This is a genomic window from Brachybacterium massiliense (genome assembly GCF_900184245.1).
Lineage (GTDB): Bacteria > Actinomycetota > Actinomycetes > Actinomycetales > Dermabacteraceae > Brachybacterium > Brachybacterium massiliense.
Window position 1 is genome coordinate 1,047,141 of the sequence record NZ_FXXB01000008.1, and the last position, 15,124, is coordinate 1,062,264.

General features: G+C 68.3%; 10 protein-coding genes. 4 read left to right on the forward strand and 6 right to left on the reverse strand.

Annotated elements, in window-relative coordinates; all coding sequences use genetic code 11:
* Position 1 precedes the first annotated feature (1 nt).
* The 3 genes from BN4251_RS14790 to BN4251_RS14800 all read right to left on the reverse strand — a co-directional run bounded on the left by BN4251_RS14790 (position 2) and on the right by BN4251_RS14800 (position 7,224).
* Positions 2-2,266, reverse strand: coding sequence for a glycoside hydrolase family 3 C-terminal domain-containing protein (locus tag BN4251_RS14790; protein WP_087485798.1), 2,265 nt, complete (start codon positions 2,264-2,266; stop codon positions 2-4).
* Between the two features lie 72 nt (positions 2,267-2,338).
* The gene (locus BN4251_RS14795; protein ID WP_087485799.1) at positions 2,339-4,717 is read right to left on the reverse strand and encodes a glycoside hydrolase family 3 N-terminal domain-containing protein; all 2,379 of its coding nucleotides are present in this window, start codon (positions 4,715-4,717) and stop codon (positions 2,339-2,341) included.
* 32 nt (positions 4,718-4,749) lie between these two features.
* Complete coding sequence (locus BN4251_RS14800) at positions 4,750-7,224, reverse strand: glycoside hydrolase family 2 protein (RefSeq protein ID WP_087485800.1); 2,475 nt, start codon at positions 7,222-7,224, stop codon at positions 4,750-4,752.
* A 250-nt stretch (positions 7,225-7,474) separates the two neighbouring features.
* Between BN4251_RS14800 and BN4251_RS14805 the strand changes: the two genes are divergently transcribed.
* The gene (locus BN4251_RS14805; RefSeq protein ID WP_087485801.1) at positions 7,475-8,437 is read left to right on the forward strand and encodes a LacI family DNA-binding transcriptional regulator; all 963 of its coding nucleotides are present in this window, start codon (positions 7,475-7,477) and stop codon (positions 8,435-8,437) included.
* A gap of 48 nt (positions 8,438-8,485) precedes the next feature.
* On the opposite strand, the gene BN4251_RS14810 is transcribed toward BN4251_RS14805, so the two are convergent.
* Genes BN4251_RS14810 through BN4251_RS14820 form a run of 3 tightly spaced genes read right to left on the reverse strand, consistent with a single transcriptional unit; the run spans position 8,486 to position 11,900 of the window.
* Positions 8,486-9,403: a carbohydrate ABC transporter permease gene (locus tag BN4251_RS14810; protein ID WP_087485802.1), complete on the reverse strand. Its 918-nt coding sequence runs from the start codon at positions 9,401-9,403 to the stop codon at positions 8,486-8,488.
* The gene (locus BN4251_RS14815) at positions 9,403-10,488 is read right to left on the reverse strand and encodes a carbohydrate ABC transporter permease (protein WP_170931980.1); all 1,086 of its coding nucleotides are present in this window, start codon (positions 10,486-10,488) and stop codon (positions 9,403-9,405) included. The genes BN4251_RS14810 and BN4251_RS14815 overlap by 1 nt, the downstream gene beginning before the upstream one ends.
* Positions 10,485-11,900, reverse strand: a complete 1,416-nt coding sequence (locus BN4251_RS14820) for an ABC transporter substrate-binding protein (RefSeq protein ID WP_342744532.1) — start codon at positions 11,898-11,900, stop codon at positions 10,485-10,487. Before BN4251_RS14820 ends, BN4251_RS14815 begins: the two co-directional genes overlap by 4 nt.
* A 221-nt stretch (positions 11,901-12,121) precedes the next feature.
* Between BN4251_RS14820 and BN4251_RS14825 the strand changes: the two genes are divergently transcribed.
* From BN4251_RS14825 to BN4251_RS14835, 3 genes are all read left to right on the forward strand, one after another.
* Positions 12,122-12,799 (forward strand): TetR/AcrR family transcriptional regulator, encoded by a 678-nt coding sequence (locus BN4251_RS14825; protein WP_087485804.1) that lies wholly within the window; start codon positions 12,122-12,124, stop codon positions 12,797-12,799.
* A gap of 376 nt (positions 12,800-13,175) precedes the next feature.
* On the forward strand, positions 13,176-13,982 hold the full coding sequence (locus BN4251_RS14830; protein WP_425426207.1) for a sugar phosphate isomerase/epimerase family protein: 807 nt from the start codon (positions 13,176-13,178) through the stop codon (positions 13,980-13,982).
* A complete protein-coding gene (locus tag BN4251_RS14835) occupies positions 13,979-15,097 on the forward strand; it encodes a Gfo/Idh/MocA family protein (RefSeq protein WP_087485806.1) in 1,119 nt (372 codons plus the stop codon). The genes BN4251_RS14830 and BN4251_RS14835 overlap by 4 nt, the downstream gene beginning before the upstream one ends.
* Positions 15,098-15,124: the final 27 nt, after the last annotated feature.

The window sequence follows — 15,124 nt, forward strand, 5'->3', positions numbered from 1 at the left end:
CTCATTCTCCTTCGTGGGGTACGGGTGGTGCGGTGCGGGTGGCCGCGATCAGGTCATCGAGGACTCCGCCGGCGATGTCCAGTCCGGAGATCTTCACGAACTGGTTCATGGTCATCGAGGCGACCATCGCCATCTGCTCCTCGGGGACCTCCACGCCGGTGAATCCGAGGGCATCGCGCGTGCGGTCTCCGACGGTGGGGTGCGCGAGCCACTCGCCGACCGGTGTGTCCATCGTGAGCTCCACGGCGATCACATCGCCGTCGAGTCGGATCACGGCGTCGGACACCGGCGTGAGCGAGTCGGTGCACACCTGCACCCGGTACTCCCCTTCGGCGACGACCCAGCTGCCGGTCTCGATGTCCCAGTAGGCGAACGCGCGTCGGGGCAGGTCGATCTCGACCGTGCGGGCCTCCCCCGGCTCGAGGGAGATCTTCGCGAATCCGCGCAGCTCGCGCGCCGGGCGGCGGACCTTGCCGGCATCGGTCTGCACGTAGACCTGCACGACGTGCTTGCCCGACCGCTCGCCGGTGTTGGTCACCCTCACGCGTGCCACGGCGGTGTCCTCACCGGTCTGCTCGACCGTGACGTCGTCGGTGCGGAACGTGGTGTAGGACAGGCCGTGCCCGAACGGGTAGCGCACGGGGGTCCCCGAGGTGGCGAAGTAGCGGTAGCCGACCATGACGCCCTCGCCGTAGCGGACGTGGCCCTGTTCGCCGGGGAAGTTCAGCCAGCTCGGGTGGTCCTCGAGCCGCAGCGGGATGGTCTCGGCCAGTCGACCCGACGGGTCGACGTTGCCGAACAGGACGTCTGCGATGGCGCGCCCGCCGCCCTGCCCGAGCACGAAGCCCTCGACGATCGCGTCGACCTCGTCGTGCCAGCCCTCGAGCGAGACGATGCCTCCGTGGGAGAGCACGACCACGGTGCGCTGGGCACGCTCTGCCACCGCACGGATCAGCGCGACCTGGTCCTCGGGCAGATCCAGGGTGCTGCGGTCGATGCCTTCGGACTCGCGGGCCTCATCCAGGCCCGCGAACACCACGGCGATGTCCGAACGGGCCGCGAGCGCGACGGCCTCCTCTCGCAGCGCGTCACCGTCGGCGCCGTCCAGGGCGAACCCGAGGGCGCTGTCGACGGTGGCACCCACCGTGGCCGCCACGGCGCTGATCTCCTCCAGCGGCACGTCGACACGGGTCGCGTTCACGTGCGCGCTGCCGCCGCCCTGGTAGCGCGGGTTCTGCGCGAACGCTCCGATCACCGCGACGTGCGCGCCGCCGGGGATCGGCAGCACGGAGTACTGGTTGCGCAGCAGCACGATGCACTCGGCGGCGATCTCCCGCGCGATCCGGTGATGCTCGTCCTCGTCGATCGCTCCGTCGCCAGCTGCCGACACCCTCTCGGCGAGCGCGGCCAGGCGCAGGATCGCGCGGTCGAGGTCGGCCTCCTCGATCCGTCCCTCCTCCAGGGCGGTCAGCAGCTCGGCTGCTCTCGCCGGGTCACCGGGCATCTCCAGGTCGAGCCCTGCCGTGAGGGCGGCGGCGGGGTCGGAGACGGAGCTCCAGTCCGACACCACCAGTCCCTTGAAGCCCCACTCGTCGCGGAGCACCTCGGTGAGCAGCCAATGGTTCGCCCACGCGAAGGTGCCGTTGATCCTGTTGTACGAGGACATGACCGTCGCGGGTGCCGCCTGCGTGACGATCGCTTCGAAGGCGGGCAGGTAGATCTCACGCAGGGTGCGCTCGTCGACGTCCGCGCTGATGGTCTGCCGGTTGGTCTCCTGGTTGTTCGCGGCGAAGTGCTTCACCGACACCCCCGGGCCCTCGTTCTGCAGAGCGCGCGTGTAGGACGTGCCGAGGGCACCAGCGAGGTGCGGATCCTCGGAGTAGTACTCGAAGTTCCGGCCGCACAGCGGCGAGCGCTTGATGTTCACTCCAGGGCCGAGCACCACATCGACTCCCGCCGCGGCGGCCTCCCGGCCGAGGGCGGCGCCCAGGCGAGCGGCCGCTTCGACGCTCCAGCTGGAGCCGATCGCCACACCGGGCGGAAAGCAGGTCGCGGGGTCGCTGGGGAAGAGCGCCAAGTGGTCATGGCTGCCGGACTGGTGCCGCAGGCCATACGGCCCGTCGGCGAGCTGCAGCGAACGGATGCCGGCGGCGTCCAGGGATTCCGTCATCCAGAAGGTGAGGCCGGAGACCATCCGCGCCTTGTCCTCCACCGGGATGTGCGCGAGCGGTCGATCGGCAGTGTGCGGACTCTCGTCGGGGGTCATGAGGTGCTCCGAGTGGTCGGTGGGGTGCTGTCTGTGTGGTTCTGGCTCTGAGGTGCTGTCTCCGACGCGCCGTCACCGGGAGTCCGGCAGGACGAGCTCGGGGAAGGCGAGGGTTCGTTCGCCGCGGATGTCCTCGCTGGAGAGACCGACGCGCAGCGTGACATCTCCGGCCTCGAGGCCGCGGCGGCCATCGAGCCAGGTGTAGGCGAGACGCTCCCATGGCGCGGTCAGTGCGACCACCGTGCTCGCTCCGGCGTCGAGCGCCACCCGTGCGAACGCCACGAGCTGCTGGACCGGCCGAACGATCGTGGCGGAGTCGTCGCGTGCGTAGAGCTGCACGACTGCCGTGCCCGAACGGTCGCCGATGTTGCGCACCTCTGCCCGGACGGACAGGCGGCCTTCCGAGAACTCGGCTTCCTGCAGTGCGACGTCGAAGTCGGTGTAGGTCAGGCCGTGCCCGAAGGGGTAGAGCGGTGTGGAGTCCGGGACGTCGATGTAGCCGTGACGTGGCAGCGTCGGATGGTCGTACCCGCTGCCTGTGGGGTGGCCGTAGTACATCGGCACCTGTCCGAGGTGTCGCGGGAAGGTGGACGGCAGGCGGCCACCGGGCTCTGCCACGCCGTAGAGGGCATCAGCGATGACAGGGCCCGCCACCGGGCCGAGCAGCGGCGCGAGGATGACGGCGCGCGATGCGTCGTGCACTCCGGCGAGCAGCAGGGGACGCCCGGACACGACGACGGAGACGACGTCCCTGCCCAGTCCGTGCAGCGCCTTGAGGAGCTGGTTCTGGTTGCCGGGCAGCGACGGGTCCACCGCGGTGCGACCCTCCCCCGCTGTGTTGTTGCCGGCCCAGCCAGTGCGCTCGCCCACGACGGCGATGACGATGTCCGCATCGGCCGTGGCGGCCGCGAGCTCGTCGAGATCGATCTCCGGTGCATCGAGCTCGAGGCTGCCGATCTCGTGATGGGTGATCTCGGGGTCGATGGCGCGAAGCGCTGCGGCCACGGTGATCGCGTCCGGGTGCAGTGCGCGCACGTTGGCTTCGAAGATCGGCTCGATCCCCGGCAGCCGCGTCTGGAACAGGTCGGGGAAGACATCGGGGGTTGCGCTCACGCCGGGGAGCTGGCCGGTGGCGATGAGGGTGATGGCGCGCGCCATCTCCGACTCGGACGCCGTGCTGTACGCACCGAAGTGGATGCGCAGCTCGTCAGCGGCGGGGCCGACGATCACGACTCGGCGCGCGCCGCGGGCGAGCGGGAGCACGCCGTCGTTGGCCAGGAGCGTCACGCTGCTTGCAGCGACCTCGCGGGCGGCATCGGCGGGCAGGTCCCGTTCGAGCGCTGGGACGGGCGGCACCGGGTGGGCGGGGCGGATCTCGGAGATCAGCCCGAGCCTCTCCTTGAGTTCCAGCACCCGGGTGACGGCGCGGTCGAGGAGCTCTTCGGGGACGGTGCCGTCCTCGATGAGGGGCCGCAGGTGCGAGGTCGTCGCGGCGCCCGGCAGCTCGACGTCGAGCCCGGCCTCGAGTGCCTGCCCGGCGGCGTGCCCCGGGGTGGGCGCCGTGCGATAGGTCTGGTGCAGCATCGTGAGCGAGTCGTAGTCGCTGACCACGAGCCCGTCGAAGCCCAGCTCGCCGCGCAGCAGGTCGGAGAGCAGCCAACGGTTCGCGGCTGCGGGCACCCCGTCGATCTCGTTGTACGAGTTCATGACGACGGACAGCCCCGCCTCGGCGATCGCCCGACGGAAGGGTTCCGCGTGCACGTCGACCAGTTCTCGGCGTCCGAGCTGCGTCGCGGCCTGGTTGAGCGCCCCCAGGGAGTGTCCGTAGGCCAGGAAGTGCTTGCCGGTGGCGAGAATCCCGCTGTCGAGGTCCCGTCCCTGGACGCCGCGGAGGAACCCGATGCCCATCTGAGCGATGAGCTCGGCATCCTCGCCGTAGGTCTCGTGCACCCGGCCCCACCGCAGGTCGCGCGCGATGTCGAGGACGGGCGAGAAGAAGAGGTGGACGCCCACGGCGCGCGCCTGCTGGGCGGCGGTGTGCCCGACGAGCTCGCTCAGGGCCGGGTTCCATGTGGCGGCCTGCCCCCAGGGCGTCGTGAACTGGTAACCCTGTGGGTGGACGAATCCGCTGACGCCCTCGGCATGCACCAGCACACCGATGCCGAAGGGCGTCACCTCGCGCGCGACCTCCTGCAGGTGCGAGACGTCCTCGCGCAGAGCTTCGAGGTCGGTGTTCAGCTGTTGTCCGAGCGAGAGATGACCGACGCCGTGGGGCCGCACCGTCGCGAGGCGGTCGATCTCGATCGGGAAGCCCTGGGAGAAGTCCGGCGGCGTCGCGGAGGGATCCATCATCTTCTCGAAGTCCACGAGGTCCATCGGGACGACGCCCTGGATCTGCCCGATCTTCTCGTCGAGGTCGAGTCGCGCGACGATGCTGCGGATGTCTGACATGAGTTTCCTCCGGGGTGTGGGAGCGGCGAGCCTCAGCGACGAGAGCTCGAGCGTCTGGGCGCTGTCCTCGGGACGTCGGTCGATGAATCACGGGCAGGTGGCACTGCGGCGAGCTGCAGCTGCGCCGTCCCTGCGTGCGGGGCGGAGACCGTCACGGTCACCGTGCCCTCACCGCCCGTGGAGCGCAGGACGGCGAGCGCCCGGCCGCGGAAGGTCGGTGTGCGGTCCGAGGTGAAGGGCGTCGTCGGTGCGGGTGCCGCGGTGCCGAGGCCCGCGAGTTCGGCGGGACCTGAGACCGTGACGGTGACGGTCTCCTCGGCGAGCATCTCGACGATGCCCGAGGTGTCGGCGAGCGCGATGTCGACGTAGGCCAGGTCGCGCCCATCGCCGAGGAGCTCCTCGGAGTCCGTCGTGAGCTGCACGGACAGCGGCCCTCGGGCTGAACGCAGTTCGCTGCGCCCGGTCTCGGCGCCGCGGCGGTAGCCGATGGCTGTCAGCACGCCGGGCTCGTAGGGCACACGGAATCGGGCGATGTAGCCGCGTCGCCGACCTGCCTTGCGACGTCCGATGCTGCGGCCGTTGAGGAGGAGCTCGACCTCGTCATCGGTCGTGTACACCTCGATCTCGGCGCGTCGCCCGTCGGTGCCGCGCCAGGACCAGCTCTCCACGGCGTCCGTCGAGCGCCATGCCGAGCGCACGGTGGGCACGCCGCTGCGGTCCATCGGTCGCACGGCGATCGCCGGCGCGGTCAGCGTGCCCCATGCCGCCTGGGCGAGTCGGAGCGAGGCGTCCGGGCGGCCGGTGAGATCGAACAGTCCGCCGCCGTGGAGGATGTGGGGGTAGGGCTTGGACAGGCCCGCTCGTTTTCCGGGCACCCAGGAGCCCACCCCGGCTTCGCCGAGGAACTCCCATCCCACCCAGACGAAGTCGCCGATGATCGAGGGGTGGCGCTGCACGAGCTCCCATCCGCGCACGATGTCGCCGGGGAGGGTCTCGCTGCCGAGGATGACGCGGTGCGGGTACTTCTTCACATCGCGCTCGTAGCGCCCCATCCCGTAGTTGTACCCGGCGACATCCACCACGGAGAACACCTCGCGCGAGGCCCTATCGGCGACGGGGAGCCGCGAGACGACGTTCATGAGCCGGCCGATGTGATTGATCATCACGTTGGCCTCGGTGCTGCCGGCCATCGACGTCTCGGCCTCCGCGGCGGTCTCGCTGTAGGGCGACTTGTCGAGGGCGACCATTGCGTTGAGGAAGAGGTTGACCGCGGCGGTGACGGGACGGTCGGGATCCGCGGCATGGAAGTGGTGGGTGATCTCGCGCGCCAGCTGGATGCCGTGGGGCGTCGCGGTCTCCGGGATCTCGTTGCCGATCGCGTACATCACCACGCTCGGTCGGTTGCGGTCCTTCGCGATCAGCAGGTCGGCGTCCGCACGCCAGGTCGCGCGGAAGCGCGGGGCGCCGTCGTGCTTGGTCTTGGAGACGACCCAGTAGTCGGCGAACTCGTCGAGCACGTACATGCCGATCTCATCGCAGGCGTCGAGGAGGTCCCGGGACATGGGGTGGTGGGCGCTGCGCACGGCATTGAATCCCGCCTCCTTCAGCCGCCGGATGCGGCGGAACTCCGCAGCACGGTGGCCAGCCGCTCCCAGCACACCGTGGTCGTGGTGGATGCAGGCACCGCGGAACGTGACGACGCTGCCGTTGAGGCGAAACCCCCGGGCTGCATCGACATCGATAGTGCGCAGGCCCACGCGCTCACGGCGGATGTCGACCACCTCGCCGCCGACGGTGGCCGTGGCGACGAGCTCGTACAGGTGCGGGGACTCCGCCGACCACGGTCGGGGGGCGGGGATGTCGAGGGAGGTGACCCCGAACCCGCCGCTCAGCGTCCGTTCGGCGAGGAGCGTCGGTCCGTCGAGCAGCGCGATGGTCACCTCGGCCCCTGCCGCGTCACGCGGCTCGAGGGCGTAGGACACCTCGGCGATCGCGAGGGCTGCGGTGAGGGACCGTGTGGTGAGGCGGAGCCCGTCGTGGACGAAGTGCACCGGCGGGCGCGAGACCGCACGTACCGGCCGGAACAGCCCGGAGCCGGAGTACCAGCGGCTGGCAGGCTGCGCGGTGTTGTCGACGTCGACGCGCACCTCGTTGAGGCCGTCGGCGGCGAGGACCTCGGCCGTGACGGGCAGCTCGGTCTCCGCGTACCCGCTGCGAACCTCTCCGATGCGCGCGCCGTTGACCGTGACCACGGCATTGCCCTGCACGCCCTCGAATCGCAGCGACATGCTGTGCCCGCTGGCCTTGTCGGCGTGCCAGGTGGTGCGGTACTCGTAGGCGCCGCCCGGGAACCACCCCAGATCAGCCCCGCCGGGCGAGGCGGGATCGCGCGGCTCGCGAATCATCGCGTCGTGCGGGAGCCTCACCGTCGACCATTGGTCATCACCCGCGCGACGGAACTCCCATTCGCGCAGCTCACCGACAGTCGTCGGAGCAGTAAACGGCATTGTCGTCCTCTCGGCACACCTGTGTGTCCATCGTTCTGAGGCAAGCTCATCACGGCTATTGTCGCGTGTCAACCAGGTCCGCGAAGTTCCTCCGGGACCCGGCGGGTGGCGAGATGAGTCGACGCGGCACCGTACGCTTCGAGATGACCGCCGTCCTGAGGCTGGCGCACATCACCCCGGTCTCGGGGCGGAGGGCAGCCTGCCGCAGGTGCCGGCAGTGTTCGTCCGCGCAGTGAAGGAAAAGGGAATCATGGCTACCAGTACCGATGTCGCCGCCTACGCCGGCGTCTCCCGATCCACGGTGAGCCAGATCTTCAACGGCCACGAGAAGCTGTTCACGCCGGCCACGGTCGAGAAGGTGCGCTCGGCGGCCGAGAAGCTCGGCTACCGACCTTCGCTCGCCGGACGCTCCCTGGTGCGCGGGACGAGCGACATCGTCATCACCCTGGTACCCGACGTCACCTTCAACACCAGATTGCGGGAGCTCGTCGACACCGTGACCGAGGGATTGGCCGCTGCGGGTCTGACGAACCTCCTGCAGATCGCCGGCCGCGGCGCGACGCTCGACGACGCGATCCTCGGACTCCGCCCGTACGGTCTGCTGAGCCTCGCACCGCTTGCCGAGGCTCAGCGCACCCGGCTCCTCGGCCAGGGCGTACACATCATCGAACAGTCGGCGACCCTGCAGGCCGCAATCGACCGAGCGATCGGCCGCCTGCAGGCTGAACACCTGGCAGCGGCGGGATACGACACCCTCGCCGTCGTCCTGCCGCGCGACGCTCGCGAGGAGACCTTCGGCTCTCCTCGCGAGTCCGGAGCTCGGACATACGGCGAAGAGCACGGCCTGACCGTGCTCCCCACCCTGCTCGTCGACCTCGATCAAGTCGCCGTGACCGAGGCGGTGAAGAGCCTCCCACCCGAGCCCGTGGGAATCGCCACCTACAACGACGAGGTGGCGATGGCCGTGCTCAGCGCCGCCACCGCCCAGGGCCGACAAGTGCCCGAGAGCCTCGGCCTCGTCGGCGTCGACAACTCCCCGATCGCCAGAGCGACTACCCCGCCCATCACGACCGTCGACTACGACATGCAGTTCAGCGGCCAGGAGATCGTGCGCACTCTGCTCGAGGAGGCGGCTCCGATCGTCGATGAAGCGGGAGAGCGCGAGGTGGAGCGGCGTCTGTCGATCGTGCACGGGGGCACCACTCGGCGCTGAGGCCACCGCGAGCGGGTGGCGGCTCCGCGCCGAGGGGCCCCGCCCTCGTCACCCCTTCACGGCGCCCTGCATGACGCCGGCGACAAGCTGCTTGCCGACCACGACGAAGAGGAGGAGCAAGGGGATCACCGAGACCAGCACCCCAGCCATGATGAGCGCGATGTCCTTGAAGAACCCGGCCTGGAGCAGCTGCAGCGCAACGGGGAGCGTCGGGTTCGTCGCCCCGAGGGCGATCGACGGCCAGAAGTAGTTCGTCCACGATCCGATGAACGTGAAGAGGCCGAGCATCGCGGCGGCAGGCCGTGCAGCGGGGAACACGATGGACCGGAAGATGCGGAACGTCGAGGCACCGTCGATCCGCGCCGCTTCGATGAGCTCTTCAGGAAGAGCGGAGCGGAGGTACTGAGTCATCCAGAAGACCCCGAACGCCGACGCCATCCCGGGAATGATCACCGACCACAGGCTTCCCACCAGTCCCAGCTCGCGCATCACGATGAACAGCGGCACGACGCCGAGCTGCGTGGGCACTGCCATGGTCGCCACGACGAAGGTGAGCAGCCCGGCGCTGCCCTTGAAGCGAAGCCTCGCGAAGGCGAACCCCGCCAGCGTCGACACGAAGACCACCGCGGCCGCGGTGACCGTGGAGACGATCACGGAGTTCCACACCGCCGTGGGCAGTTTGATGTCCGATTCGAAGACGCGTCCGAGATTCTCGAAAAGATGCGACCCCGGGATAGGTGACGGGATCGGGTTCTGGGCGATCTCCGCCGACGTCGAGGACGCCAGGAGGAGCGTGTAGTAGAGGGGCAGGAGAGACACCAGGGTGACCACGGAGAGCACTGCGTACGTGATCCAGCTGGGACGCGGGCCGGAGGCGTCGACCTCTCGCCCGCGGCGCCGCCGGGCGGCTCGCGCCGCACCGGCTCCTGCGGTCTGCTCGATGTATGGAGTGGAAGGAACGGCCATCACGAACGACTTCCCGTCTTCTCTCTGGTGTTTGCGGTGTTCTCGGGTGCCGCCGCCGCGCTCTGGGGCGGCGCCATCGCTGCGGGCTCGCCACGTCGACGGCCTGGACGGCGCCGGGAGGGCGAGGCGCCGCGCGAGTCATCGGCGGAGGCGATCCTGCGCGACAGCGCATTGCTGCCGAGCGCGAACACGATGATCAGGACGAAGAGCAACCAGGCGACGGCTGCGGCGCGTCCCAGGTTCTGCTGGTTCCAGCCGAGCTCGTAGAGATAGAGCGTGATCGTCTTCCACTGACCCGAGTTCCCGCCAAGCCCCTCGGTGTCATAGAGGCGCGGCTCGTCGAAGATCTGCAGACCGCCGATGGTCGACGTGATGACGACGAAGATGATCGTCGGGCGCACCGACGGGATCGTCACGGAGAAGAACTGCCGCAGGCGCCCGGCCCCGTCGATGGTGGCCGCCTCGAAGAGATCCCGCGGAATGGCCTGCATCGCGGCGAGGAGGACCAGCGTGTTGAAGCCGATCCAGCGGAAGTTGACCATCGAGGCGATGACGATGTGCGCAGGAAGGCTATTGCGATGCCAGCCGATCGGATCGATGCCGACGAGACCGATCAGCGAGTTGACCAGCCCGGACTGATCCGCGAACATCCGGGAGAAGATCAGCGTCACCGCAACCGGCGCGATGACATACGGCAGGAGCACACCCATCCGCCAGAACGTCCGTGCCCTGATGTTGGCGTTCAGGACGTTGGCCAGGATGAGCGCAATGATGACCTGCGGGACGGTCGACAGCAGGAAGATGCTGATCGTGTTCCCGAGGGACTGCCAGAACACGGGCTGCGACAGCACCACCGTGAAGTTCTCCGCGCCGACGAAGACACCCTTGCCGCCGATGAGATGCCACTCGTGCACCGAGACGTACGCGGTGTACAGCAGCGGGAACAGCCCGACGATCCCGAACAGGATGAAGAACGGCGAGACGTATCCGTACGGCGACAGCTTGATGTCCCAAATGCCCAGGCGCTGACGCCATGACGAGTGGTCTCTCGCCGCCGACATCGTCCGTCGGCTCTCGCCTGTCATCCAAGCCCCTTGATCTCGTCCTCGAACATCGACCAGGACTCCTCCGGGCTGTGCGTCCGGTCCACCGACACCCGGTTGATCGCGCTGTTAAAGGCACCTGTGATGGCGAAGTGGTTGTCACCCATGTGCGGGACGATCTCGATCTGGGATGCGACCTCGCTCAGGATCTGACCTACCGGCGCATCGTTGAAGAAGGGGTCGGTGATCTCCTGGATCTCGGGGCTCTCCTGGGCCTCGATCTGGCTCGGGAAGTTCCCGGACGCGCGGAACGCCTTGATCTGCTGCTCCGGCGCAGTGAGCCACTCCGCGAGCGCCTGAGCCTCCTCGGGGTGCTCGGACTGCGTCGGAACCGTGAGGTAGGAACCGCCGCTGTTGACGCCTCCGCCGGGGAAGACCCCGGCGATGTCCCATCCGGTGACACCCGCGGCGTTGCCCTCGATCACACCGAGCATCCACGACGGGGCCGTCATGACGGCGAAGCCGTCGTTCTGGAACGCAGAGGTCCAGTCCTCGCTCCACCGCGCGAGGTGCGCCGACTGGTCGTCGTGCGAGGTCACCACGTCGAAGATGTTGCGGAGGTCAGGGTTCGCCAGGGCGATGATCTCGCCTGTGTCCGGGTCCTCCCACATCGCTTCGAACTGATCTGCCCAGCTCGTCGCGATGGAGGCGGAGGCGTCGAAGAACGCCGGCCCGGTCTCGGCGGCCAGGAACGTCTCACCGACGGCATAGAAGCTCTCCCACGTCGCGTTCTCCCCGCCGAACAGCTCGACGACCTCTTCGCGATCACTCGGCAGCCCGGCAGCCTCGAAGAGGTCGCGTCGGTAGGCGATGCACTGGGGGCCGATGTCCGTGGCATACCCGATGAGCCGTCCATCCTCGGCAGTGGCCCTCGCGACGTTCCAGTCGTCCCATCGCCCCTCGACCTCGGGGGCCGAGATGTCTACGAAGTTCTCGGGATACTGCATGACCTGGGGCATCCAGCCGCCCTCGACACCCACGATGTCCGCAAGTCCCGAACCTGCGCCGAGCGATGTCTGGAACTGCTCCTTCGCTTCGTCACTGGTGGCGAAACGATTGTGCTCGATGACGATGTCCGGATTGAGCTCCTGGTACTCCTCGAGGAGCGGCTCGTAGCCCCACTCGCTGAAGGTGGAGATCCGAAGAGTGATGCTGCCACTGCCACCGCTCTCCCCGCTCGAGCAGCTCGTCGCGGCGGCAGCCAAGGGCGGGACGGCCAAGAGGGAAAGAATCGTTCGTCGAGTGGGACGCATTTCAACTCCTTTGTCATGTGAAGCGCTGGGTGAGCCGAGAAAAACGGACGGCTCTGAGGATGACGAATACTTCGAGAACAACGACTCGGCACAGGAAGGTCTGTGGGCGCCGTAGCCCTGCCTGCGATGGCTGAACCTCACACGGACCCTGCCGCGCCGATCGCATCACCTGCGGACCGAAGACCGCTTCAGCGAAAGCTTATCAGGCGAAAGGGATTCGTCAAGCACCCCTGGCGGATCAGTCCGCAACCGACGCGATAGTGGTGCTGAACTGCAGGTTTACAATCCTTGCGGAGACCGCCGCGCGGGCGCGGGCCCGGCAGTGCGCGGACCGCCGGTCCGGATCGCGGTAGCGTGGGGGCATGTCTGACCACAGGGGAAGCCGCGGGCCGTACCGCAAGGGGATCGAGCGACGGAAGGAGATCATCGCCGCCGCGGCACAGCTGTTCGCGGAGTCCGGATATACCCATTCCTCGATTCGCGAGCTCGCAAAGCGGGTGAATCTGACCCAGCCGGGCGTCCTTCATCACTTCGGCGACAAAGAGGAGCTGCTGCTCGAAGTCCTGAAGTATCGCGATGCGTCGGTCTCGGATTTCCTGGCGAGCCTGCACAGCGAAAATCTCGTCGAGAGGTCTCGCGAGGTTGCACGCCATGCAGCGGAGAACGAGGGGCTCACGTCGCTGTTCATCTTCCTCTCCGCAGAGGCCATCTATCAGGACCACCCTGCGCACGAGTACTTCGTCCAGCACTACCGGGAGGCACGCGAGACCGATCACGATCTCGAGTCGAGCCTCCCCACCCCCTCTGTCGACGGCGTCGATCAGGAGATGATCCTGATGCTGGGCGCCGCAGTGCAGGACGGGCTGCAGATCCAGCGCAGATACAGCGAGGATCTCGACGTGACGGAGGCGATCGACGCCTTCTGGCGCATCGTCTCCGCCGCGTCCGCGACCTGGCGAGGGGCAGGCGATACGCCCACCAGGGGCGGGGACAGCGCTTCGCGCGGCGCAGACACATCGCCGGAACAGGGCACTCCGTAGAGAAGGCCCGGATCGCGCAACCGCCACATTGCGCGGCCGCTCGTCGACCACCCGACACCCTCCCGACCTCCACCGACCCGCCAGTGCGGGGCACGGCCCGACCGGGGCCCCGCAGCGCGACTCCGAGTGCGCGAGGGACCGCTCCCCCGAGCCGCCCAACCCGCATTCGGGGCAATAGCTCCTTGCGCCCCGAAAACCTGTCAGGCGAATGGGATTTGGTGTACCGTCGTTCCCAGCCCTCGCCCTCAGTGCGAGTGGTCACCGACTCCCCGGGGGCTCTGAGGCAGAGCAGCCACCGTGCCCCTCCCTCGGGACTTTTCATCGGCGCCATCCGTCGAGCCGACGAGCCACCCAAGACCTCATGAAGGAGAATGACGTGCCTGCCACGCCCCCATCGGTGCAGCTGTACAGCGTCCGAGACGCGATCTCTCAGGATCTGCCCGCGGCCATCGCGCGCATCGCGGACATCGGCTTCACCCAGGTGGAGCCCTACGACTTCGTGGAATCCGCCGATGCGCTCGAGGCCGCGTTCGCCGACTCAGGCGTCGCCGCGCCGTCCGGACACGCGCCGGTTATCGACTCCGACGCACCGGAGCGCACGTTCGAGGCCGCCAATCGACTCGGCATCCGCACCGTCATCGACCCGTTCATCCCGAGCGACCGCTGGCAGAGCGCAGACGATGTGGAAGCCCTCGCTGAGCGCGTGAGCACGTTGGCCGACGACGCCGCACAGTTCGATCTGCGATTCGGGTACCACAACCACCAGTGGGAGTTCACGAACCTGATCAACGGGCGACCGGCCTATGAGCTGTTCGCGGAGCAGATCTCCTCCGAGGTCGTCCTCGAGCTGGATACGTTCTGGGCGACCGTTGGCGGCGTGGATGTTCCCACCCTTCTCCGTGCCCTCGGAACGCGAGTGCAGTTCCTGCACATCAAGGACGGGAAGGCGGGCGGCGACATCGCCACCAGTCTGCCCAGCAGCGAGAGCGCCCTGATCGTGCCCGAGGCCCTCGCTGCCGCGTTCAAGGAACAGACCCCCGCAGGTCAGGGCGACGTCGACGTGAAGGCCATCCTCGATGCAGCGCCCCACGCGCTGCGAGTCATCGAGTTCGACGACTACGCCCACGATGTGTTCGACGGAATCGCCGAGTCGTTCGCGTGGCTGAAGGAGAACGACAAGTGAGCAGTTCGAAGCGAGGCAGCAACACCGTCGGCGTCGGCGTCATCGGGGCAGGAGTCATCTCTTCCACGTACCTCGAGAACATGACGTCGTTCCCCGATCTCAGAGTTCTGTTCGTCGCCGATCTCGATGCCGAACGCGCACGGATCCAGGCCGAAGCGTATGGCGTGCCAGGTCACGGCAGTGTCGAGGAGCTGCTGGCGCTCGACGAGATCGAGATCGTCGTCAACCTGACCATCCCCGCCGTGCACGCCGAGGTCGGTCTGCAGATCCTCGCCGCCGGAAAGCACGTGTGGAGCGAGAAGCCGCTCGCCCTTGACCGCCGCTCGGGCGCGCAGCTGCTCGAGACCGCGCGCACCTCCGGGTTGCAGGTCGCCTGCGCGCCGGACACGATGCTCGGAGCCGGGATCCAGACCGCTATGCGGGCCATCACCCGGGGAGACATCGGGGAACCGCTGACGGCGACCACGATGTTCCACGTCTCCGGGCCCGAGGCCTGGCACCCCAACCCGGACTTCCTCTACGCCCACGGCGCCGGACCTCTGTTCGACATGGGCCCGTACTACGTCAGCACCCTCGTGCACGCCTTCGGCTCGGTCGATCGGGTCAGCGCGGTGTCGTCGACTGCGCGTGCCACGCGAAGGATCGGCAGCGGCCCGCGCCAGGGCGAGGAGTTCCCGGTAGAGGTGCCCACGCATCACGCCGCCCTGATCAGCTTCTCAGGAGGCCAGTCGGCGCAATCGACGTTCAGCTTCCAGAACGCGCTCCCGCGTTGGGGCTTCGTGGAGATCAGCGGCACCGAAGGCACGCTCGTGCTGCCCGACCCGAACACCTTCGACGGCGACTCGCGCCTGTGGCTCTTCGGTCACGAGGAGCCGACGAGGATTCCCGCTGCAGGCTCGATCTACGGGCGTGGTTCCGGCGTGCTGGACCTGGCACGCAGCCTGCGCGACGGGAGTTCGCCCCGTGCCAGCGGCGAGATCGCAGCCCACGTGCTTGACATCCTGCTCGCCATCTCCGACGCCGCTGAGAGCGGACAGGTCATCGACATCGCCTCCCGCGTCGAGAAGCCGCTCCCCCTGCCCGAATCGTGGGACCCGTCCGCCGCCACGCTCTGACCTCGACTGCACCTGACAAGGACACAC

What these genes read in the sequence shown, in the direction of transcription:
- BN4251_RS14805 (WP_087485801.1), top strand. Translation starts at nt 7,475, where the DNA reads ATGGCTACCAGTACCGATGTCGCCGCCTACGCCGGCGTCTCCCGATCC.
- BN4251_RS14815 (WP_170931980.1), bottom strand. Translation starts at nt 10,488, where the DNA reads ATGACAGGCGAGAGCCGACGGACGATGTCGGCGGCGAGAGACCACTCG.
- BN4251_RS14810 (WP_087485802.1), bottom strand. Translation starts at nt 9,403, where the DNA reads ATGGCCGTTCCTTCCACTCCATACATCGAGCAGACCGCAGGAGCCGGT.
- BN4251_RS14800 (WP_087485800.1), bottom strand. Translation starts at nt 7,224, where the DNA reads ATGCCGTTTACTGCTCCGACGACTGTCGGTGAGCTGCGCGAATGGGAG.
- BN4251_RS14795 (WP_087485799.1), bottom strand. Translation starts at nt 4,717, where the DNA reads ATGTCAGACATCCGCAGCATCGTCGCGCGACTCGACCTCGACGAGAAG.
- BN4251_RS14790 (WP_087485798.1), bottom strand. Translation starts at nt 2,266, where the DNA reads ATGACCCCCGACGAGAGTCCGCACACTGCCGATCGACCGCTCGCGCAC.
- BN4251_RS14825 (WP_087485804.1), top strand. Translation starts at nt 12,122, where the DNA reads ATGTCTGACCACAGGGGAAGCCGCGGGCCGTACCGCAAGGGGATCGAG.